Source organism: Streptomyces sp. NBC_00986, assembly GCF_045162565.1.
GTDB lineage: Bacteria > Actinomycetota > Actinomycetes > Streptomycetales > Streptomycetaceae > Streptomyces.
Map to the genome: position 1 here is coordinate 3,260,685 of NZ_CP108733.1, position 22,508 is coordinate 3,283,192.

The 22,508-nt window shown below is 71.0% G+C and carries 16 protein-coding genes; 12 read left to right on the top strand and 4 right to left on the bottom strand.

Translation table 11 applies throughout. From position 1 onward, the window contains the following. Genes OG504_RS14205 through OG504_RS14225 form a run of 5 tightly spaced genes read left to right on the top strand, consistent with a single transcriptional unit; the run spans position 1 to position 7,938 of the window. Positions 1–4,542, top strand: coding sequence for a beta-ketoacyl synthase N-terminal-like domain-containing protein (locus OG504_RS14205; RefSeq protein ID WP_405990162.1), 4,542 nt, complete (start codon positions 1–3; stop codon positions 4,540–4,542). Next, positions 4,539–4,841, top strand: a complete 303-nt coding sequence (locus OG504_RS14210; RefSeq protein ID WP_405990163.1) for an acyl carrier protein — start codon at positions 4,539–4,541, stop codon at positions 4,839–4,841. The genes OG504_RS14205 and OG504_RS14210 overlap by 4 nt, the downstream gene beginning before the upstream one ends. Positions 4,842–4,844: 3 nt before the next feature. Next, on the top strand, positions 4,845–5,663 hold the full coding sequence (locus tag OG504_RS14215; protein ID WP_405990164.1) for an alpha/beta fold hydrolase: 819 nt from the start codon (positions 4,845–4,847) through the stop codon (positions 5,661–5,663). Continuing rightward, on the top strand, positions 5,660–6,859 hold the full coding sequence (locus OG504_RS14220) for a glycosyltransferase (protein ID WP_405990165.1): 1,200 nt from the start codon (positions 5,660–5,662) through the stop codon (positions 6,857–6,859). The genes OG504_RS14215 and OG504_RS14220 overlap by 4 nt, the downstream gene beginning before the upstream one ends. Beyond that, positions 6,856–7,938 (top strand): class I SAM-dependent methyltransferase, encoded by a 1,083-nt coding sequence (locus tag OG504_RS14225; RefSeq protein WP_405990166.1) that lies wholly within the window; start codon positions 6,856–6,858, stop codon positions 7,936–7,938. Before OG504_RS14220 ends, OG504_RS14225 begins: the two co-directional genes overlap by 4 nt. Before the next feature lie 16 nt (positions 7,939–7,954). On the opposite strand, the gene OG504_RS14230 is transcribed toward OG504_RS14225, so the two are convergent. After that, positions 7,955–8,470 (bottom strand): AAA family ATPase, encoded by a 516-nt coding sequence (locus OG504_RS14230; RefSeq protein ID WP_405990167.1) that lies wholly within the window; start codon positions 8,468–8,470, stop codon positions 7,955–7,957. Between the two features lie 16 nt (positions 8,471–8,486). Between OG504_RS14230 and OG504_RS14235 the strand changes: the two genes are divergently transcribed. After that, positions 8,487–8,813, top strand: coding sequence for a hypothetical protein (locus tag OG504_RS14235; protein ID WP_405990168.1), 327 nt, complete (start codon positions 8,487–8,489; stop codon positions 8,811–8,813). 207 nt (positions 8,814–9,020) lie between these two features. On the opposite strand, the gene OG504_RS14240 is transcribed toward OG504_RS14235, so the two are convergent. After that, positions 9,021–9,785 carry a sugar isomerase domain-containing protein gene (locus OG504_RS14240; protein ID WP_405990169.1) on the bottom strand — a complete coding sequence of 255 codons (765 nt, stop codon included), beginning with the start codon at positions 9,783–9,785 and terminating at the stop codon, positions 9,021–9,023. 118 nt (positions 9,786–9,903) lie between these two features. Between OG504_RS14240 and OG504_RS14245 the strand changes: the two genes are divergently transcribed. The 6 genes from OG504_RS14245 (at position 9,904) to OG504_RS14270 (ending at position 19,189) form a co-directional block, all read left to right on the top strand. Continuing rightward, positions 9,904–10,788: a MurR/RpiR family transcriptional regulator gene (locus tag OG504_RS14245; protein ID WP_318019443.1), complete on the top strand. Its 885-nt coding sequence runs from the start codon at positions 9,904–9,906 to the stop codon at positions 10,786–10,788. Positions 10,789–10,921: 133 nt separating this feature from the next. Next, positions 10,922–15,166: an NEW3 domain-containing protein gene (locus tag OG504_RS14250; RefSeq protein WP_405990170.1), complete on the top strand. Its 4,245-nt coding sequence runs from the start codon at positions 10,922–10,924 to the stop codon at positions 15,164–15,166. Then, positions 15,163–15,792, top strand: a complete 630-nt coding sequence (locus OG504_RS14255) for a peptidyl-prolyl cis-trans isomerase (RefSeq protein ID WP_405990171.1) — start codon at positions 15,163–15,165, stop codon at positions 15,790–15,792. The genes OG504_RS14250 and OG504_RS14255 overlap by 4 nt, the downstream gene beginning before the upstream one ends. Before the next feature lie 129 nt (positions 15,793–15,921). Beyond that, a complete protein-coding gene (locus tag OG504_RS14260; protein ID WP_405990172.1) occupies positions 15,922–17,292 on the top strand; it encodes an extracellular solute-binding protein in 1,371 nt (456 codons plus the stop codon). Further along, positions 17,292–18,308, top strand: coding sequence for a carbohydrate ABC transporter permease (locus OG504_RS14265; protein ID WP_405990173.1), 1,017 nt, complete (start codon positions 17,292–17,294; stop codon positions 18,306–18,308). The genes OG504_RS14260 and OG504_RS14265 overlap by 1 nt, the downstream gene beginning before the upstream one ends. After that, positions 18,305–19,189, top strand: coding sequence for a carbohydrate ABC transporter permease (locus OG504_RS14270; protein ID WP_405990174.1), 885 nt, complete (start codon positions 18,305–18,307; stop codon positions 19,187–19,189). Before OG504_RS14265 ends, OG504_RS14270 begins: the two co-directional genes overlap by 4 nt. 3 nt (positions 19,190–19,192) lie before the next feature. On the opposite strand, the gene OG504_RS14275 is transcribed toward OG504_RS14270, so the two are convergent. Beyond that, positions 19,193–21,493, bottom strand: a complete 2,301-nt coding sequence (locus tag OG504_RS14275) for a glycoside hydrolase family 3 N-terminal domain-containing protein (RefSeq protein WP_405990175.1) — start codon at positions 21,491–21,493, stop codon at positions 19,193–19,195. Further along, the gene (locus OG504_RS14280; protein ID WP_405990176.1) at positions 21,490–22,500 is read right to left on the bottom strand and encodes an N-acetylglucosamine kinase; all 1,011 of its coding nucleotides are present in this window, start codon (positions 22,498–22,500) and stop codon (positions 21,490–21,492) included. The genes OG504_RS14275 and OG504_RS14280 overlap by 4 nt, the downstream gene beginning before the upstream one ends. Positions 22,501–22,508: the final 8 nt, after the last annotated feature.

Consider the following 22,508-nt stretch of genomic DNA (forward strand, 5'->3'; position numbering starts at 1 on the left):
ATGACGGACCGTCAAGTGCCGGTCGCCATCGTGGGAATGTCCGTGCTGCTCCCCGGCGCCGCCGACCTCGACGCGTACTGGCGGAATCTGCTGGGCGGCACGGACGCCATCAGCGAGGTGCCGGACGGGCGTTGGGACGCGGACTACTACCGGCCGGACTCCGCGAGCGGTCCGGCCGTGGCCGACCAGGTGTACTGCCGGCGCGGTGGTTTCGTGGACGAGCTGGCCGAGGTCGAGGTCACCCGGTTCGGCATCATGCCGAACTCGGTGCCCGGCACCGAACCCGACCAGCTCATCGCCCTCCACGTGGCCGCCGCCGCCCTCGCCGACGCGGGCGGGGAGAGCCGCCTGCCCGACCGGCAACGCGTAGGCATCGTGCTCGGCCGGGGCGGCTATCTCACCCCGGGCCTGGTCCGCCTCGATCAGCGGGTCCGTACGGCGGGCCAACTCGTCCGCACCCTGGGCGAGTTGCTGCCCGACCTGGACCCCGGCCAACTCGACCGCATCCGCACGGCGTTCACCGAACGGCTCGGCCCCGACAGTCCCGAGTCGGTCATCGGCCTGGTGCCCAACCTCGCGGCGTCCCGGGTCGCCAACCGTCTCGACCTGCGCGGCCCGGCGTACACGGTGGACGCGGCCTGCGCGTCCTCACTGATCGCCGTCGACCAGGCGGTCGCCGAACTGGCCGCCGGGCGCTGTGACTTGATGCTCGCGGGCGGTGTCCACCACTGCCACGACATCACGCTGTGGAGCGTTTTCTCCCAGCTGCGGGCGCTCTCCCCGAGCCAGCGCATCCGCCCCTTCCACCGTGACGCCGACGGCATCCTGATCGGCGAGGGCACGGGAGTCGTCGTCCTCAAGCGCCTCGCCGACGCCGAGCGCGACGGCGACCGGATCTACGCCGTCATCCGCGGCACCGGCGTGTCCAGCGACGGCCGCGCCGCGAGTCTCGTCAACCCCGACTCGACCGGCCAGACCCACGCCGTACGACAGGCCTGGCAGGCTGCGGGACTGGACCCCGCGCTGCCCGGCTCCATCGGCCTCCTTGAGGCGCACGGCACGGCGACCCCCGCCGGTGACGGGGCCGAACTCGCCACGCTGGCCGAGGTGTTCGGGGACACGGGCACCTCCCAGGGCCGTGCGGTGATCGGCTCGGTGAAGTCGATGATCGGCCACACGATGCCGGCCGCCGGAGTCGCCGGTCTGGTCAAGGCCGCCCTCGCCGTCCACCACGGCATGCTCCTGCCGACCCTGCACTGCGACGACCCGCACCCCGCGCTCGCGGCGACCCGGTTCCGTCCACTGGAGAAGGCGGCGCCCTGGGAGACGACCTCCGAACAGCCGGTGCGGCGCGCGGCGGTCAACGCGTTCGGGTTCGGCGGCATCAACGCGCATGTCGTGCTGGAGGAGGCACCGGGGGCGCGGGCGTCACGTTCGGCGGGGGTGATCGACCGACCGGAACGCACGAACGCCCCCGCTCGCACAGCCTCCGTGGCCGAACCGGAACGCGTGCTCATGCTCGCCGCCGACAGCCCCGAGGCTCTCGCCGCGCTGCTGGACGCGGACGATTCCACCCTGCTGGCCGCGGACAACACCCCTGCCACCGCGGGCCGTTCCCGGCTCGGCATCGTCGCCCCGGACGCCAAGCGCCTCGCGCTGGCCCGCCGGGCGGTCGCCAAGGGGCGGGCGTGGCAGGGCCGTAGCGATGTGTGGTTCACGCCGAGCCCGCTGATCGGACTCGGCGCGGGAAAGCTGGCGTTCGTCTTCCCGGGCCTGGAGGGCGACTTCACACCCCGGGTCGAGGACGTGGCCGCGCACTTCGGGCTGCGCGAGAATCGCTCCTCAACTCCCGCACAGGTGGGGGACGTCGGCCGCCACGGCTTCGATGTCGTCGGCGTCGGGCGGCTGTTGGACGCCGCGCTGCGCGAGATGGGCGTCGCCCCGGACGCGGTCGCCGGACACAGCGTCGGCGAGTGGACCGCGATGACGGCCGCAGGGGTGTACTCGTCGGACGAGGTCAGCGACTTCATGGAGGCGTTCGACCCCGACTCGGTGACGGTCCCCGGCCTCGCCTTCGGGGCGGTCGGAGCCCCGGCCGAGCGCGTGCTGTCGGCGCTCGCCGCCGACTGGCCGGACGCCGGGATCGTGCTCTCCCACGACAACGCGCCGGGCCAGTCGATGGTGTGCGGACCGGACAAGGCCGTGGACGAGTTCGTGCGGTCCTTCCGTGCGCAGGGTGTCCTGAGTCAGGTCCTCCCGTTCCGATCCGGTTTCCACACACCGATGTTGAAGCCGTATCTCGCCCCGATCGAAGAGGCCACGAACCGCTTCCGCCTCTACCCGCCGACGGTCCCCCTGTGGTCCGGGACCACCGCCTCGCCGTACCCCACGGACGAGAAGGCGGTACGCGCACTCTTCATCCGCCACCTCCTGGAACCCGTACGGTTCCGCCAACTCGTCGAAGCCATGTACGCGGCCGGCCATCGCGCGTTCGTCCAGGTCGGCACCGGCCAACTCGGCTCCCTCATCGACGCGACCCTCAGCGGACGCGATCACCTGGTCGTCGCGGCCAACTCGCCCCACCGTTCCGGACTGGCCCAACTCCGGCGCGTGGCAATGGCCTTGTGGGCGGCGGGCGGAACGACGGACCCGGTGACACTGGCCCCCCGGAAACCGGCTCCACGACGGGAACGGCCCCCGGTGCGGCTCGACATGGACGGCGCACTCGTGTCGCTCGACGCCCCGACCTTGGTGAAGCTCCGGGCGGAGCTCCGCACACCGGCCGCCGCCAACAACCCGACCCTGGCGGCCCTTTCGCCCTTGGACGCCCTCACCGACCGCTTCCCGGCGGCCGCCGAACTCCATGCGCTCATGCGCGACACCGCCGACACGGCCGCCCAACTCATCACCGCGGGCGGCCGCCGTACCGCGACAGCCGTCCCCGCACCCCGCATCGCGGCCGCCGCGCCACCCGCTCCCCCACGGGAATGGCAGACCACGGTCCACGTCTCCCCCAAGTCCATGCCCTACCTCATGGACCACTGCTTCTTCCCGCAACGCCCCAACTGGCCGGACGTGGCTGACCGTTGGCCGGTGGTCCCCGCGACCACGATCGTCCAGCACATCATCGAGGCGGCGGAACGGGCCGCCCCGGGCATGCGCGCGGTAGCCGTGCACGACGCGAGATTCGACCGGTGGCTGACGGCGACACCGTCGATCGACGTACCGGTGCGGGTAGTTGCGGACACCCCCGACCGACTCGCCGTCTCCTTCGGCCCGCACGCGCGCGGTGTGGTCGAACTCGCCCCCGCCCACGCCGTATCACCCCCACCGTACCCTCGACCGGCCCCCACCACGGAACGCGTCCCCGACCACACCGCGGCCCATCTCTACAACGAGCGCTGGATGTTCCACGGCCCGGCGTTCCAAGGGGTCACCGAACTCACCGCGATCGGCGACCGCCACGTACGCGGCGTGATCACCACACCGCCCGCCCCGGGCGCCCTGCTCGACAACGTCGGCCAGATCCTCGGCTACTGGATCATGGCGACCCGCACCGAACGCACCGTCGTCTTCCCGGTCGGCATGCGCGAGATGCGCTTCTACGGCCCTCATCCGCGCCCCGGTACGGAGGTGGAGTGCCTGGTGCGGATCACCTCACTCACCGACACCGCGCTCGAAGCCGACGTACAACTCACGGTCGACGGCGAGGTGTGGGCGGAGCTGACCGGCTGGCAGGACCGGCGCTTCGACAACGATCCGCAGACCAAGCCGGTCGAGCGTTTCCCGGAGCGCAACACCCTCTCCGAGGCCCGCCCGGGCGGCCGGACCCTGCTCAACGAGCGCTGGCCCGACCTCGCCTCGCGCGATCTGATCATGCGCAACTCCCTGAGCAGCGTGGAGCGTTCGCAGTACGCCGAGCATCCGCCGCGCGGCCGCAGGCAGTGGCTGCTGGGCCGGATCGCGGTGAAGGACGCGGTACGGCAGTGGCTGTGGGGCCACGGCGAGGGGCCCGTCTTTCCGGCGGAGATCCGGGTCCACAACGACGAGTCGGGCCGCCCGTACGTCACCGGCCTGCACGGCCGGACCCTGCCCCCGCTGGACGTCTCGCTCGCCCACCGCGCCGAGGCGGCGGTCGCGATCGTCCGGCCGCACGCGCCCGGTCCCGGCCCCGGGATCGACATCGAGGAGGTCGTGGAGCGCCCCCCGGCCACCCTCACCACCGCCCTCGGCGTGGAGGAACTGGCGCTCATGCGCGCCCAGTTGGCCGCCACCGGCGAGTCCGAGGCACTGTGGTTCGCCCGCTTCTGGGCGGCGAAGGAGGCGGTCGCGAAGGCGGAGGGCACCGGTTTCCGGGGTCGGCCGCGTGACTTCGCGGTCTTCCAAGTGGCCCCCGGATCAAGGTTGTTGGTGTCGGGGCGCCTGGAACGTGCCTACACCGTGCACTACGAGCCGGCCGGCAATCCCCCCAATCTGCCGGACAGGACCTACGTCGTGGCCTGGACGACGGGACCCGCGCACGAAGAGGAGTACGACCGATGACCCCCACCACCGAGGACGCCGTCCTCGCCGACCTCACCGGCATGCTCACCGCACTGCTGGAGGACGAGTACGGCGTCGACGATGTCGAGATCACCATGACGACGACCTTCAACCGAGACCTCGAGCTGGAGAGCATCGACCTGGTGACCCTGGCCGGTCTGCTCCAGGAGCACTACGGCACGAAGGTCAACTTCGCCGAGTTCCTGGCCGGGATGGAGTTCGACGAGATCATCGAACTCACCGTCGGCCGGCTCGTGGAGTACGTCGTGCAGAGCCTCAAGGCAGCCGAGGCGGGCTGAGCCATGGCGATGGTCGACACCGGTCAACTCCGGTTGCACGTACAGCGAATGAGCCCGCCCGAGGGCCGTCCGGTCACCGCCACGGCGGTGCTCGTGCACGGTCTGCTCACCGACAGCCTGGCCAGCTACTACTTCACCATCGCGCCGCCGTTCGCGCTGGCCGGCATCGACGTCGTCATGTACGACCTGCGCGGCCACGGCCGCAGCGGGCGCCCGGCCACCGGCTACACCCTCGACGACAACATCGACGACCTGGAGGCGCTGCTCGACCGCCTGGAGGTGACCGGCCCGGTCCATCTGGTCGGCAACTCCTACGGCGGGACAGTGGCGTTCGGCTACGCGGCCCGTCATCCGGAGCGGGCCGCCAGCGTCTCCCTCATCGAGTCGGAACCGGCGACCACGGCCTGGGCACCGAAACTCGGCGGCATCCTGGACCGCGTGCTGCACGAGCTGGCGCACAACGAGGACGACGCGATCGCCTGGATCAGCGTGAACCGCGGCCACAACACCGCCCGACTCGCGAAGGGCGCCGCCCGCCTGGCCCGGGAGACCTCCCTCTCCCAGGACATCCCGGCCAGCGGTGTCTTGACGGAGGATCAGATCCGCGCTGTGTACTGCCCGGTGCTCGGCGTCTACGGCGGCGACTCGGACCTCGCCCTGCTCGCCCCCTGGCTGGAGTCCGTGCTCCCCGACTGCCGGACGGTCGTCGTCCCCGGCCATGAACACTCCGTACTGGTCGAGGCGGCAGGCGTGGTCGGCGGGCACATCCTCTCCCTGATCCAGGCGAGTACGCCGGAGGTCGCCGAGGTGGCGGCCCGGTGAGCCGGTTCCTGTTCGTCGTCCCACCGCTGGTCGGCCACATCAACCCGGCGGTGGGCGTGGCGGCCGAACTGGCGGCACGGGGGCACGAGTTGGCATGGGTCTGCGCCGACCCCGCTCTCGTACGGCGGCTCGCGGGAGAGTCGGCGCGGGTGTTCCCGTGCGACGGGCCGGTACCGGGTGAGGGCGAGGGCATCCGTCCGCCCGACATCCGTGGCCCCGAGGCGCTGAAGTTCCTGTGGGAGGCCTTCCTCGCGCCGCTCGCCGAGCAGATGGCCCCCGGAGTCACCGCGGCCGTCGAGGAGTTCGGGCCCGACGCGATCGTCGCCGACCAACAGGCCCTGGCCGGCGGCCTGGTGGCGGAGCGGCTCGGGGTGCCGTGGGCGACCTCGGCGACGACCTCGGCCGAGTTCACGGATGTCCTCGCCGGGATGCCCAAAGTCGCCCTGTGGCTGGACGAGTTGCTGCACGGACTCCGCACCGACCTCGGCGACCCCTCGGGCACCGCCGACCCCCGCTTCTCCCCACACCTCGTACTCGCCTTCAGCACCCCGGAACTCGTCGGCCCCGAGGCCCGGCAGGGCGAGCAGATCCGCTGGGTCGGCCCGTCGATCGCGCCCCGCCCGGCCGCGCCGGACTTCCCCTGGGACTGGCTGGACCCGGCCCGCTCCCTGGTCCTGGTCAGCCTCGGCACCGCCAACACCGATGTGGGCGCCCGTTTCCTCACCGAGTGCGTGACGGCGCTGCGGGCGCGAACGGACCGCGTACAGACGGTGATCGCGGACCCGGGTGGCGCGCTGGGCACGTCCGACGAGCAGGACAAGGACCTGCTGATCCTGCCGTCGATCCCCCAACTCCCGCTCCTCGAAAGGGCGGACGCGGTCGTCTCGCACGCCGGGCACAACACGGTGTGCGAGGCGCTGTGGCACGGCGTCCCCCTCGTCGTGGCCCCCATCCGCGACGACCAGCCGGTGATCGCCGGACAGGTCACCGGCGCGGGCGCCGGGATCCGCGTCCGCTTCGGCCGGGTCACCGCCCCCAAGCTGGGCGCGGCGATCGACGCCGTACTCCACGAACCCGACCACCGCGCCGCGGCCGGCCGCATCCGTACGGCGTTCCGCGCTGCCGGAGGCACCCGCGCGGCGGCGACCCACCTGGAGCGACTGGCCACCGGCGCGTCCCCGAAGGAGACCCCGTGAGCAACGAGGACGACCCCAAGCCCCCGAGCCGCAACGACCAGGTGGCAGCCCTACGGCCCACCTACCAGGCCGACTTGGCCAAGGGCCTGGACCGCTTCTTCGAACCCCGGCGCGAGACGTGCCCCTGGTGCGACTCGTCCCGCCTCAAGACCCGGCTGCGCACCAAGGACCTGATCCAGCACAAGCCGGGCACGTTCGAGTTGGACCAGTGCGAGGACTGCCGGCACACGTTCCAGAACCCCCGACTGAGCCCGGCCGGGCTGGAGTTCTACTACCGGGACTTCTACGACGGCCTGGGCGAGAAGCAGTTGGGCAACACGTTCGCAGCCCGCACGAAGATGTACGAGCAGCGCGCGGAGTCCCTGCTCCCGCACTCGCCAACTCCCAAGAACTGGCTGGACGTCGGCACGGGCCACGGCCACTTCTGCGAGTCGGCCCGCACGGTGTACCCCGACACCACCTTCGACGGCCTCGACTTCACGGACGGCGCCGAACTCGCCGAGCAGGCGGGGCGGGTGGAGCGCGGCTACCGGGGCAGCTTCCCCGAACTGGCCCCAGGCCTCTCGGGTCACTACGACGTCGTCAGCATGTTCCACTACCTGGAGCACAGCACGGAGCCCGAGCGTGAACTGGCCGCCGCACACCAGGCCGTGCGCCCCGGCGGGCATCTCCTGATCGAGGTCCCCGACCCCGACAGCCGCTACTCCCGCCTCCTGGGCCGCTGGTGGCTGCCTTGGCTCCAGCCGCAGCACCTGCACTTCATCCCGGTCGAGAACCTGCGCCGCCGCCTCACCGACCTGGGCTTCACGGTCGTGGCCGAACAGCACGCGGAGCCGCACGACCCGGTCGATCTCCTCGCCGGCACCTGGCTGGCCCTGGACACGGCCGCGCCCCGCGACAACCTCCCGTGGCTGCCGAAGCCGCCGTCGGGACTGGCCCGTACGGGCCGTGCGGCGGTGCTGATCGCGGGGATACCGGTGCTGATCCTCGGCACGCTGCTGGACCGGTTCGTGGTGAAGCGGCTGTCGCATCGGCTGGGGGTGTCGAACGCCTACCGACTGGTGGCGCGACGGGACTGAGCCATGACGCGGACGGTCAGGACAGACTCTCCAGCACGCGGGCGACCGCGTCCGCCGTGACACCGTCGGCGCGGTTGTCGAACACCAGCCGCCGCCCGTCCGCCCATCGGCACTCGTTGGCCTCGGCCGTCTTCCAGAACGTGTCCCAGTCGGCGAGCTTGGACAGGTCGCGGGCACAGCCTCTGGCGCGGACGCGTTCGCGGGCGGTGTCCTTGTCCACCTGCACCTGGACGACGACCAACTCGACGTCGGAGGGCCAGTTGTGACGGTAGGTCACCTCGGCCAGGTAGTCCGGCTGTTGGAAGTAGCGACCGAACGGCGCGTCCAGGACGACCGGGCGCCCCGACCTCAGGTTGTCGGCGGCAAGGTCGAGGACGGTCGCGTACTCGAGGTCCATCACCACGGACTGGTAGTACGGGTTGAGGTCGCGCTCGTTCGGGTCCGTGCCGGCGAGTTCGAGATGCCCCGTAAGCAGGCCATCGCCCAGCGGGCCGCCGAGCTCGTCGAGGACACCATGGTGGTGTGTCCACACCGGCGGCGAGGTCGATGTGTCGAGCGGTTCGAGCAGTGGGCCGCTCGCGGCCAGGACGGTCGGAGCTCTGAACCTCGACCTCGCCTTTCTGAGCGCGGGGTCCTGGGACCTGGCCCACGGCATCACGAGTTTCTCGATGGACAAGGTGCTGCTCAAGCAGGCGGTGATGGAGGCGGCCGGCTCGGTCACGCTGCTCGCCGACAGCACGAAATGGGGCGCGGTGGAGCGGTTCAACGTGACGAAGCTGAACCGGCTCGACACGGTCGTGACCGACGAGGGCCTGCCGTCGGCCGTGGTCGACCGCATCGCGGAGGAGGGTCCGGCGGTGCTCCGCACGGGCTGAGCAACCGCCCCCCGGTGGCCGAGTACCGGCTGGCCCCCATTGAATGATGCATTCACCGCGTCTAGCATCACTCGGTGATTCCAGCAATTCCCGTCTGACTCCTGCGCGTTGGCGGGAGACGTGTCGACGGGGACGTGACGACGACGAGCGGCCGCGGCCCGGTTCCGGGGGCTCCGGCCGCTCGTCCCACTCCACCTCTACGTCAACTCAGCTCGCGGTACGGCGGATTCGCCCCTCGTACCGCTTCTCCAGCTCCAGATTGCCCTCGAAGCCGCCGGGCACATTGGCCGAGACATACACCGGCGGGCGTTCCCCCGAGGCGAGCAGCCGGGCCGCCGCCTCCGCGACCGACAGCTGGACGAGCATCGCGCCGGTGAGCGTGGACAGGGCGCAAACGGCGCCGCCGGTGGGGAGTTCGAGGAGGGCGTCGCCGCGCGGGGCCGCGTTGTCGAGGACGACGTCGGCGAGGTCGACGAGCTTCTTGCCGCTCGGGTGACCGGCCGGGACGGCGTGGGTGTGGGCGAGCGAGGTGATGGCCAGAAGTCGGTGGCCGCGCTCCTTCACCCGCAGGGCCATCTCCACGATCACCTTGTTCACACCGGAGTTGGAGATGATCACGAAGAGGTCCTCGGGGCGGGGCGCGGCGAGGTCGTAGAGGCGCTCGGCGACCCCCGCCTGGCGCTCCAGCAGCGGGTCGTCGAGGACGCTGGGCGGGTCGCCGCCGTAGAGGACGAGGTCGGCGATGCTGAGGCGGTTGGTGGGCACCAGACCCCCGGCGCGGCCCGCGAGTTCGAGGACCATGGCCTGGGAGTGGCCGGTGCCGAAGGCCTGGATGACGCCGTCCGTGCGGACGCAGTCCGCGATCAGTTCGGCGGCGCGGGACACGGTGTCGCGGCTGGACTCGGTGATGTGCTGGAGGACGGCCAGGCTCTCGCGCGCGAAGGTCTCGGCGCTTACGGACTCGGCGGACACGCGATTCTCCCCACCGGTGGATCAAACCACCTATTCTTTCTAGATCAATGAATCAATAAATCACATGCGGTCCTGGTATTCAATCGATGGCCTCTGGGGAGGCTGATACCTTCTGCACATGCCCCCGACAGACGTCACCACCCTCATCCGCACCGAGCTGCCCCGGCTGGCCGGCTCACTGAGGAAGGTCGGCGAGCTGATCCTGGAGGATCCGGCCGCCGTCACCCACTGCTCGGCCGCCGAACTGGGCCGCCGCACCGGCACGTCACAGGCCACGGTGACCCGGTTCTGCCGTGCGGTAGGCCTCGACTCGTACCAGCATCTGCTGATCGAACTGGCCCAGGAGCGCGGCCGCGGCGAGGTCTCCGACTGGGGCACCGCGGAGATCGGCCCGGACATCTCCCCGGACGACGATCTCGAACGGGTCGTGCAGGTCGTGGGCAGCGCGGACCTCCGCGCGGTGCAGCAGACGATCGACCGGATCGACCTCGACGCGGTGGAGCGCGCGGCCACCGCCGCCGCCCGCGCCCGGCGCATCGACGTCTACGGCATCGGCGGCAGCGGAGCGGTCGCGCAGGAGACCGAAACCCGACTGTTCCGCATCGGCTGCGCGGTGCGCGGCTGGACCGAGGTGCACGCGGCCACCACCTCCGCCGCCCTGCTCACGCCGGCGGACGTGGCCATCGGCATCTCCCAGTCCGGTTCGACCCGCGAGACCATCGAGCCCTTCGAACTGGCCAAGGAGCGCGGCGCCACCACCATCGCCCTCACCTCCGACCCGCGCTCCCCGCTGGCCCGCGCCGCCGACATCCGGCTCATCTCCTCGTCCTCGGCGACGAGTTTCCCCACCGGCATCATCGGCGCCCGCCACTCCGTCCTGGTCCTGATCGACTGCCTCTACGTCCGCATCGCGCAGCTCTCCTACCAGCGCGCGAGCGCCTCCCTTGCCCTCACCGACCACATCGCCGGGGAGCACACGGTGAAGGCTCGCAGGGGCCGGTGATCCCAGCCGGGACCCGGCCGTGATCTCGGCCGACTCTGCATGGATGAACCACCGAAGTTACGCGGAGATGGTTGTTTGAATCATCTTCGCGGTGTCAGGATGGGCGCTCCGCCGAGCCTCTGGTAGGAGACCCATGCGCGTCACCGCTGCCCTGTCGACCGAGCTGTTCGTCGGCACCGCCGAGCATCCGCTCCAGGTGGTGGCCGCCGAACTCGCCCACGTCCCCGGCCGGCCGGTCCACCTCACGGTCGAGGGCCCCGGTGTCCACGGCACCGCGGAGACGGCCGTGGGCGATGACGGCACCGCGCACGTCGAGATACCCGTGACCACGGACCTCGCGCCCGGCGAGCGATGCGCGATCGAGGTGACGGCGGCCGACGGCGACCAACTGGCCACGCTCACCGCCGAGTTCACGACCGCGGAGCCCGGCTGGACCATGTTCATGGTCAGCCACTTCCACTACGACCCCGTCTGGTGGAACACCCAGGGCGCTTACACCGAGACCTGGGACGTGGCCGACGACCCCGCCTCCAGCGGCCTCCCGGCCCGCACCTTCGACTCCCGCGGCCAGTCCGGCATGAGTCTCGTCCGCGCCCACTGCGACCTGGCCCGCCGCGACCCCGCGTACACCTTCGTCCTGGCCGAGGTCGACTACCTCAAGCCGTACTGGGACGCCTTCCCCGAAGAGCGCGCCTTCCTACGGGAGTTGATCCGCACCGGCCGCGTCGAGATCATGGGCGGCACCTACAACGAGCCCAACACCAACCTCACCGGCGCCGAGGCGACCGTACGCAACGCCCTGTACGGGGACGGCTTTCAGCGCGGCATCCTGGGCGCGACCCCCGAAACCGCCTGGCAGTTGGACGCGTTCGGGCACGACCCGCAGTTCCCCGGACTGATGGCGGACGCGGGAGTGACCTCCAGTTCGTGGGCGCGCGGCCCGTTCCACCAGTGGGGCCCGACCCTGTCCGTGTTCGGCGAGGAGCCGCGCGACCCCCAACGCATGCAGTTCCCCGCCGAGTTCAGCTGGATCGCCCCTTCCGGGCGCGGCCTGCTCACGGCCTACATGGTCAACCACTACGGCGCGGGCTGGGCGATCGACAACGCGCCCACGCTCCCCGAGGCCGAAGCGGCAGCACTGAAGCTCTTCAAGGGGCTGAAGAAGGTCGCACTCACCCGCAACGTGCTGCTCCCGGTCGGCGGCGACTACGCGCCCCCGTGCCGCTGGGTGATGGACATCCACCGCGACTGGAACGCCCGTTACGTCTGGCCGCGCTTCGTCAGCGCGATCCCACGCGACTTCTTCGCCGCCGTCCGCGCCCAGTTGGACGAGGAGGGCCGCAAGGCGTCCCCGCAGACCCGGGACATGAACCCGATCTACACCGGCAAGGACGTCTCCTACATCGACACCAAGCAGGCCCAGCGCTACGGCGAGACCCTCCTCGCCGACGCCGAGGCCTGGGCGACCCTGGCCTCGCTCGTCGCCCAACACCCGTACCCGGACGCGGCGTTGGACAAGGCCTGGCGACAGCTCATCTACGGCGCCCACCACGACGCCATCACCGGCTCCGAGTCGGACCAGGTGTACATCGACCTGATGACCGGCTGGCGCGAGCTGTACGACCTGGCCGAGGCGGTGCACGCCGACGCGACGGACGCCCTGGCCGGGAAGGTGGCTCAACTACCGGGCGCGACTGATGACTTGGTGGTGTTCAACGCGTCGACCTGGGAGCGCCGGGATGTGTTGACCGTCGCGGACCCGGGCCTGGTCCCGCTGGACGACACCGGCCTGCCGCTGCCCGCGGTACGCGAGGGCGACCAACTCCGCGTCGTCGTACCGGAGGTACCCGGCATGGGCCTCAAGGCCCTCCCGCTCGCCGAGGGTTCGGTGCCCGAGTGGACGCCCGGCGAGGGCCTCACCATCCGCAACGAGTTCTACGAGGTGACGGTCGACCCCGCGCGCGGCGGTGGTGTCAGCGGCCTGCGCGAACTGTCCGAGAACGGCAGGGAGTTGCTGCGCACCGATGACATCGGCAACGAACTCGTCGTACAGGAGGAGTACGCACGGCACCCACGCTTCGGTGAGGGGCCCTGGCATCTCACGCCGACCGGGACCACGGCCGCACGCAGCCGGGATGTCGTCGCCGACGTCAATGTCCAGCACTCGCCCGCCGGTTCACGGATCACCGTCACCGCCGACCTCGGACTGTTCCGGTACACCCAGAGGCTGACCCTGTGGACCGGGGTCCCGCGCCTCGACGTGACGACCACCATCGACGGCTACGACGGCGCCGACCGGCTGATCCGGGTGCGCTGGCCGTCCGACGTGACCGGCGGGCTGCCGGTGCACGAGGTGGCGGACGCGGTGATCGGGCGTGGGTTCGGGTTCGTGGAGGTGGACAGCGAGGAGTTCCCGTGGACGCTCGACAACCCGGCGAACACGTGGTTCGGGCTGGGGTCCACCGCGCGGGTCGCGGTGCGGGACGAGTCGGGGCGGCTGCTCGGGCACCGATCCATCGGGGTCGCCGAACTCGTCTACGCCGACTGGGACGAGGCCGGTGAACTCGGTGCCCCGCTCGCGGCCGCGCTCGTCCGCGCCGGGGTCACCGCGACCTCGACGATCGCCGGCGGCCCGCGCTACGGCGACCTCGAAGTCGACTCCAATCTCCCCGACTTCCGCATCGCCGTGGGTGCGCCCGAGCGCAACTCCGTGGTCGCCGAGGCCCTCGGCTGGGACCCGGCAGCGGGGCGTGAACTGCGCCGGCAGCTGGCCGAGCGGGGTGTGGCGACGGTGTGGGTCGCGCCGCGTGCCGGGCTGCGTGAGGAGTGGGTGCCCGGGGCCGACCTGCGCGACCTCGAACGGCTGCCGCTGCTCGTGGTCGCGGGCGCCCGCCCAGAGGACGACGCGAAGGCGGTCGACGCACTGATCGCCGACCTCGACGACGCGGTCCTCACGGCCACGGCGGCGGGCGGCTGCGAGGCGCTGCCGCCGGGCGACGCGTGGGACGGCCGGAGCTTTGCCGTACTCAACCGGGGCACGCCCGGCTGTGTCGTCACCTCCTCCGGCGACCTCTACATGTCCCTCATGCGCTCCTGCACCGGGTGGCCCTCCGGCATCTGGGTCGACCCACCCCGCCGCACGGCACCCGACGGTTCCGCCTTCCAGCTCCAGCGCTGGACGCATGAGTTCGAGTACGCGGTGGTCGCGGGCGCGGGTGACTGGCGGGAGGCGCGCTTGCCCCTGGCCGGACATGAGTTCAACCACCCGCTCACAGCTCGCCTGCGGACCTCCACCTCCACCTCTGCCCAACAGGGGGTCCTGCCGAGGAAGTTGGCCCTGCTCGCCCTGGAGCCGGCGGGTGAGGTCGTGCTCGACGCGCTCAAGCCGATCGGCTCGCCACTCGCCCGGGGCAGCGCGGTACCGGTCGACCCGGGGCGCGGTGTCGTCGTACGGATGCATGAGGTGAACGGTCGGCCGGTGCGGGCCCGGGTACGCGGGCCGCGCGACTGGGCCGAGGGTGCGCGGGCCGACGTACTGGAGGCGCCCGGCGAGGAGTTGGCGCCGGAGCGGGACGGCGGGCTCGCCGTCGACCTGACCGGTTTCGAGGTCGCGACGGTGCTGGCGACTCCCGACGAAGCCTCCGAATCCTCACCCCTTCCCGGAATTGCGGGAGTTGAGCCCGCCCAACCCGTCCACACCCGTTACTGGCTCCACAACTCCGGCCCCGCGCCCCGGGGAAACATGCCGGTGTCCGTGTACCTCTCCCCCGGCACCCTCACCGTGTCCGGCCCCGTCACCGCGACCGTCCGGGTCGGCTCGGAACTCACCGACGCGCCGGTGTCGGGCACGGTGACTGTCGACGTCCCGCCCGGCTGGACCGCCGAACCCGCCGAACTTCCCTACGCGTTGGGCCCCGGCGGCTTCACGCTGGCCGAGGTGACCGTGACACCACCGCCGGAACCGGAGCCGGGCCGGCACTGGCTCGCGGCACGGTTGGAGTACGGCGGGCAGACGTACGAGGACGTCGTGGCGCTGGACGTGGCCGACGGGCAGCACGGTCCAACGCTCGTGTCCGGGCTGGGAGTTGAACGGATCAGTGTGCGAACCGGCGAGCGCGTCCAGGTTCCGGTGACCGTCCGCAACACCACCCAAGGGCCCATCAACGGCACCCTCTGGGCCGTCTCCTCGTGGGGCACCTGGGCCGGAGTCGCGCCCGGCTGCCAGGGGTTCACGGTGGCCGGGGGCGCGGACCAGGAGTGCGTCATCGAGGTGGACGGGTCGGCGGTGCCGCCGGGGTCGTACTGGCTGCTGGCGAAGGTCGCCTGGCACGGGTGTGTCGCCTACACGGAGGCCGTCGCACTGGAGGTGACGCCGTGACGGAGCACGCGGCCGTGGTGCGCGGCAGGACCGTTCCAAAGAGACGGGTGGACGCCTTGCTGGCCGCCGTACCGGCGCGGGACCGGGAGAGCACCCGGCCCGAGGCGCTCGCGCGGGCCGAACGGCAGCGGCGGCGGTGGGCGACCCAAGTGGTGGTCATCGACGAGCTGGCTCAACGGGCTTGCGCGGAGCGGGGGTTGGAGCCTCCCGACGAGGTGGCGCCGGATCGGGTGCTCGCCGTCGCCGAGACGGACGTAGCGGATCTCGGCAGCATCGTCGCGGCGGCCCTCGCGCACTCCCCGGCCGCCCGGCTGCTGCTGGCCGAGTTGGAGGGCGAGCAGGAGGTCGCGGAGGCGGCCGTGCGGGACTACTACGACCGGAACCGGGATCGCTTCCTCACCACGGAGGCGCTGCGGCGCGGTGTCGACCCGTTCGGCGGGGCGTCATCGGAGGACTTCCTGCCGTACGGGCAGGCCCGTGCGGGGGTCGCGCGAGAGTTGCGGCGGGCAGCGGGGCGGCGGGCCTTCTTCGGTTGGTTGGACCAGGCCAAGGCCGGCGTCGTGTACGCCGTGGGGCATGAGCACCCCGGCGATCCGGCGCACCCGGACCACGAGCACCGGCACTGATCACTCCCGGAACCTAAAAGCAACATGAGAACCCATTGACCTCCGATGAATTCTGGTCCACCTTTTCATCAATCGGAGTCGAAGTTGGTTAATTGAACCAGCTGTTGGCTGATGCTCAGGAGGGCAGCGATGCGCACAGGAAGACTGACCGGATCGATGGTGGGGATCATCGTCCTGACCCTGACGGCCGCCGGCTGCGGGCTGTCCGGCAGTTCGGGCGACAGCGACTCCACCGCGGGCGGCTGCAAGGTGGACAAGGGCAATGTGGGGTCCGGGAAGCTCACCGGCGAGGTGAAGGGCAGCATCACCTTCCAGACCACCAACTTGAAGAAAGACTTCGGGAGTTTCTTCAACGGGGTGATCAAGTCCTTCGAGAAGGCGCACCCCGGTACGTCGGTGAAGTGGATCGACGATCCGGGCGACAGCACCTTCACCCAGCGCACCGTGGCCGACGCCCAGGCCTGCACGCTGCCGGACGTCCTCAACCTCAACGCGGAGACGGCGACGGCGCTGACGAAGGCGGGCTATCTGCTCAACCTGGGCGTCAAGGACCCCTCGGTCGGCAAGCCGTTCGTCCCCGCGTTCTGGAAGTCCAGCACCTTCAAGGACGCCTCGGGATCGGCGCTGCACACTGTGCTCCCCTGGTACACCGGCGGCATCGTCCTGACGTACAACACCGACCTGTTGAAGAAGGCCGGGATCGATCCCGCGAAGCCGCCGACGACCATCTTCGGGCTGTTCGCCGACTACGAGAAGATCGCCAAGTCGGCCAAGGGCAAGTACTACGCGACGATGGCCAACCCGATCTGGCGCATCCCGGCGGACTTCGACCAGATGAACATCAAAACCCTCTCCAGCGACGGCAAGTCGGCCGTGTTCGCCGACGATCCGCGCACCACGCAGTGGGTCGCCTGGATGGCGAAGCTGTACAAGGAGGGCGCGATGCCGAAGGACTCGCTGTCCTCCAGCAACGACCCGTCCACACCGTACACGCAGGGCAAGGTCGCCTACGGCTCGACCAACCCGAGCTATGTGCGATTCGTGAAGCAGAACAGCCCCTCGATCTACGCCAAGACGGCGGTCGGGCAGCAGCCCTTCGACGCGCTCGGGCACACCACCGGCGCCCCGCAGTACATCTCGGTCGCCGCGACCAGCAAACACGCCCCCGTGGCACTGGCGTTCGCGGAGTACCTCACCAACGCCGAGAACCAGACGGCGTGGGCCAAGGACCCGGACGTGGTGATCTTCCCGACCACGACCACCTCGCTGAACGACCCGTTCTTCCAGCAGGTCAGCGGCAACGACCCGTTCGCGCAGGCCCGCAAGCTGGTCGCCGACCAGCTCAAGACGACCACGGCCTACCAGACCGTCATCTCCCCCGCCGTGCAGACCGCGATCGTCTCCCAGGTGCAGCTGGCGATGCAGGGCAAGAAGAGCGCGGCGCAGGCCGTGAAGGACGCCCAGGCGAAGGCCAACGAGCTGCTGAAGCAGGCTGGTTGATGGTGGCGACACAGACCGTGAAGCCGGTGTCCGTGCCCGGTGCGGAGGCCGTCGCCTCCGCACCGGGCGCGTCCCGCATACGCAGATTCGCCCGGGCCGTCCTCCCCGGACCCGCCCCCGGCGCCAACGGGGCGGCGCTGTACCGCCGTTGGTGGCTGCCCTGGCTCTGGACCGCGCCGGCGATCGTCTGCGCGGCGGTGTTCGGGGTGTTCCCGTTCCTCAACACCCTGCTGCTGTCGTTCACGGACGCCAAGCCGCTCGGCGGCGCCGCGAGCTTCGTCGGGCTCTCCAACTACACCCGGATGATGGGTGATTCGGACTTCTGGCTGGCGACCCGCAACAGCGTCCTGTACGCCGTGATCGTCGTCCCCCTGATGGTGCTGCTGCCCCTCCTGCTGGCCGTCCTGGTGGAGAAGAACCTCCCCGGCATCGGCTTCTTCCGCTCCGCCTTCTACACCCCGGTGCTGGCCTCCAGCGTGGTCGTCGGTCTGAGCTGGCAGTGGCTGCTGGCGGACGACGGACTGGTCAACACCTGGCTGGAGAAAGCCCACTTGATCCGGTCGGCGATCCCCTTCCTCTCCGACTCCTGGCTGATCCTGCTCTCCGCGATGGGCCTCACCCTGTGGAAGGGCCTCGGCTGGTACATGGTCTTCTACCTGGCCGCCCTCGGGAACGTTCCAAAGGAGCTGCACGAGGCCGCCTCGATGGACGGCGCCGGTGCCGCCCGCCGCTTCTGGCACATCACCGTGCCCGGCGTACGGCAGGCGATGATGCTGGTCGGCACCCTCACCGGCATCGGTTCACTGCGCGTGTTCACCGAGATCTACATGCTCGGCAGCTCCACCGGCGGCCCCGGCGGCGCCGACCGCACGCTGCCCTTCTACATCCGGGACGTCGGCCTGGACCCCATCACCGGCAACGCGGGCTACGGCTCGGCGGTGAGCGTGGCGCTGTTCGTCCTGACCCTGGGCCTGACCCTGCTGGCGCAGCGCCTCACGAAGGAGGACGAGTCATGACGACGACCGCAGTGCGGCCCAAGTCCCGCCGCCTGACGCCCCGTTGGCGTGACTACGGCCGCCCCCGCGAACTCCTCGTCCGCTACCTGCTGTTGCTGCTGGTCCTGGGCCTCACGGTCGGCCCGCTGATCTGGCAACTCCTGGCCTCGCTCAAGGGCACCGGCGAGGACGTCTTCGGCGCGAGCGCCACCCTGCTGCCCCACCACCCGACCCTGCACGCCTACCGCGAGGTCTTCAGCCAGGTCCCGGTGGTGACGTACATCAGGAACAGCCTGATCGTCGTACTCCTGTCGGTGGCAAGCCAGTTGCTGTTCTCCACCACCGCCGGCTACATGCTCTCCAAGCCCGCCTGGAAGGGGCGCAGGGCGGTCTGGATCCTCCTCGTCGCCTCGATGATGTTCCCCTTCGAGTCGATCATGGTGTCGCTCTTCCTGAGCATCCGCGACCTCGGCCTGGTCGACAACGTGGTGGGCGTGTGGCTGCCCGGCTTCGTGGGCGCGATCAACGTCCTGCTGATGCGCGGCGCGTTCCTCGCGGTACCGCGCGAGATCGAGGACTCCGGGATGCTGGACGGCGCGAGCGAGTGGCAGCGCTTCCGCTACCTCTATCTCCCGTCCGCGTGGGGCGCGATCATGGTGGTCACCATCAACACCTTCATCAGCGCCTGGGACGACTTCCTCTGGCCCCTGATCGTCCTCCGCTCCGAGGACCACATGACCCTGACGCTGGGCCTTTCGCGGTTGCAGAGTTCGTCGTTCGGCTACGACCAGCGGGTGGTGATGGCGGGGTCGGTGATCTCCGTGATCCCGGTGCTCGTACTGTTCGTCATCACCCAACGCTGGTTCTACAAGGGCGTGTCGGCGGGAGCCGTCAAACTCTGAGCCTCAGCCTTTGAGCCGTACGACGACGGGCTCGACGGCGAGCGCGGCCCGAGCGGACTGGGCGACCCGGACCTCCACGGCACCGACCTGCTCCAACTGGTCGGTGCCGAAGGGGATTTCGACCCTACGGCGCTCCCCCGGGGCCAACTCGACTGCCTGGAAGTCGTGCAGTTCGAGCGTGCGCGGCCACACCGGGGTGAGCAGCCGCCGGATGTACACCTGGACGACCGAACGGCCGTGGCGCTTCCCGGTGTTGGTGACGTCGACCTCGATCGCGTTCCCCGCGACGCGCGGCGGCCCGTACTCGAAGCTCGTGTACGACAGCCCGTGCCCGAAGGAGTAGAGCGGCTCGGCGTCGGTGTCCACGTAGCCGCCGTACTCGGTGTCCTTGTGGTTGTAGTAGACGGGGAGTTGGGCCACCGAGCGGGGGATGGAGACGGGCAGGCGGCCGGTCGGTTCGGCGCGGCCGAGCAGGACTTCGGCGATGGCCTCGCCGCCCCACGGGCCCGGGTACCAGGCGGTGAGCAGGGCGCCGGCATGTTCGGGGACGACGTGCGGGCGGCCCTGGATCAGGACCACCGCCGTGGGTGTGCCGGTCGCGGTGACCGCGTCCAGGAGGGCGAGTTGGGCGCGGCCGAGGCTCAGGCCGGCCAGGTCGACTCCCTCGCCGCACGTCATCTCCGAAACGGCGTTCCGTGCCGCCCCGTTGGCGTCGAAGTCCGTGTCGGGGGTACGGGCGCTGCTGCCGCCCAGCACCAGCACCGCCAGGTCGGAGGCGGCGGCCGCGGCGACCGCCTCGGGGATGCCGGAGAGGTCGTCGCCGGTGAGGGCGCAGCCGGGGGCGTGGCGGATGTCGGTGCCGGGCGGGGCGAGTTGGCGTAGGCCGTCGAGGACGCTGGTTCCCGTGCCGGGGTGTTGGGGAGCGGTGTAGTCGCCCAACTGGTGTGCGGTGGTGGCTGATTGGGGGCCGATGACCGCGATCCGGGAGGCGGTTGCCGGGGTGGGGAGGACCCCGCCGTCGTTGTGGAGGAGGGTGACTGCGGCTCGGGCGAGGGCGGTGCTCAGTTCCCGGCCTTGGTGCGGGGGCGGCAACTCGGTTGTGGGGTAGGGCTGTTCGAAGAGGCCGAGTTGGAACTTCAGGCGGAGTACGCGGGCGACGGCCGTGTCGAGGGTCTCCTCGCTCACCAGCCCACGCTCGACCGCCTCCTCCAGATGCGTGAAGCCCTCGTCCCACAGGCTCAGGTCGACACCGGCGTTGAGTGCGAGGGCGCCCGCCGAGACCTTGTCGCCGGTGATGCGGGCCAGCCGGTCCACGGCGAGGCCGTCGGCCATGACCAGGCCCTCGAAACCCCATTCCTCGCGCAGGAGTTGGGTCAGCAGGGCACGGTTGCCGGAGCAGGGCAGGCCGTCGACCTCGTTGTACGCCGACATGAGGGCGGCGGCACCTGCGCGGACTCCGGCGCGGGCTGCGGGGAGGTGGATCTCGTGGAGTTCGCGGAGGCCGAGTTCGGACTCGGCGGAGTTGCGGCCGCCGACTGTGGCACCCTGGCCGGCGAAGTGCTTGAGGACGACGGGGGCTTTGTCGGGAGCGAAGCGGGCTCCGGTGACCGGTGCCTTGTCCGGCGCGAACCCCGCGCGTGTGACAGGGACTTGGTCGGACGCGAACCCCGCTGTCATGTCGCCCTGCATACCCCTCACGAGCGCCTCGGTGAGCCGGGCGGCGAGGTGCGGGTCCTCGCCGAAGCACTCCTCCGTGCGGCCCCAGCGCGGGTCGCGGGCGATGTCCAGGGCGGAGACGAGGGCCATGTGGCCGCCACGGGCGCGGAGTTCGGCGGCGGCGTGGGCGGCGGCCCGCTCGTACAGGTCGGGGTCCCAGGTGGCGCCGATCGCCAGGTTGACCGGGAGGACCGTGCCGTCCAGGGCCATGTGGCCGTGTGGCACCTCCTCGACGAACAGCGCCGGGATACCGAGTCGGCTGCTCGCGATGACATGGCCTTGCACCAACTCGGCCAGGGCTGCGCTGTCTTGGGCGCCTGGGCCGTTGGTGTGGTCGACGCCGGACCAGGCGTCGGCGCGGAACAGGCCGTAGAGCGCGCCGAGTCCGGCGAAGCGGTCGGTCTCGGCGCGGAGGGCGTCGGTGAGTTCGTAGCCCTCGGCCGTGCGGCGGTAGGCATTCCAGCCGTACATCCGCTGGTTGAGCTGGCCGACCTTCTCGCGCACGGTCATGCGGGCGAGGAGGTCGCAAACCCGGCTGTCCACAGGGGCGTTGGGGTCGCGGTAAACGGGGGTGGTGGGGTCGGTCATCGGGTGTCACCGTCGTAGGCGAGTCGGGCAAGGGCGACCGCGCCCCGGCAGCCGTCGGGTACCCAGTCGAGGGTGAGGCCGAGGATGTGGAGGCGGGCGGTGAGGGGGGTCGTCAGCGGGCCTTCGGGGCCGAGCAGGCCGCCGGTGGCGACGATTCGCTCGCCGGGGCCCGGCTCCAACGCCCTTACCGTCTCAGCCAGTTGGTCTGCCGCCTCGTCGAGGATGCCTTCCGCCACGGTGTCCTTCTCTCCCGCCGCCTCGACCACCAGTGGGGCGAACCGGGCGAGGTGGATGGGGAGTTCGGCCATCACGGCGGGGAGTACGTGCATGCGGTAGGCCTCGCGGTGGGCGCGGGACCAGTCGCCATCGGCGGGCAGGGCCTCGTCCGGCACCCCGAGTGCCTGTCCGACGAACCCGGCCAGCACGGTCGTAGGGCCGCGTCCGTCCGCCATGCGCAGGGCCGCCCGTACCGCGCTCCGGCCGATCCAGAAGCCGCTGCCGTCGTCGCCGAGGAGCCAGCCGTCGCCGTCGACGCTGGTCGTGGTGCGGCGGTCGGTGATGCGCAGGGCGACCGCGCCGGTGCCGGCGACCAGCGCGAGGCCGTCGGCCGGCGTGCCGGGGGCGGAGGCGAAGGCCGCCTCGATGTCGCTGCAGATGCGGATCCGGTCGGCGGGGATGCCGAGGCGTCGCAGCGCGGCGGTGAGGGCGGTGCGGGCGTTGACGTGTCCCGGGTCCTCGGCGGAGGCGGCCGTGGCGCCCGCGAATCCGCCGGACACGGCGACCACACGGGCGCGGGCCTGCACGGGGACGGCCTGCCCGATCGCCTCGACCAGGTGGTCGGTGAGGCGCGGGACCGGGACGGTCAATGCGTTGCCGGGGCCGGCCGCGCCCTCGCCGAACGCGCGCCCGTCCTCGGCGGCGGCGAGGACGGCGCGGGTGCGGGTGCCGCCGGCGTCGAGACCGATGACGAGGTCCCCGGTGAATTCTTGGTTCAAATCATTGCTCATCACTGACT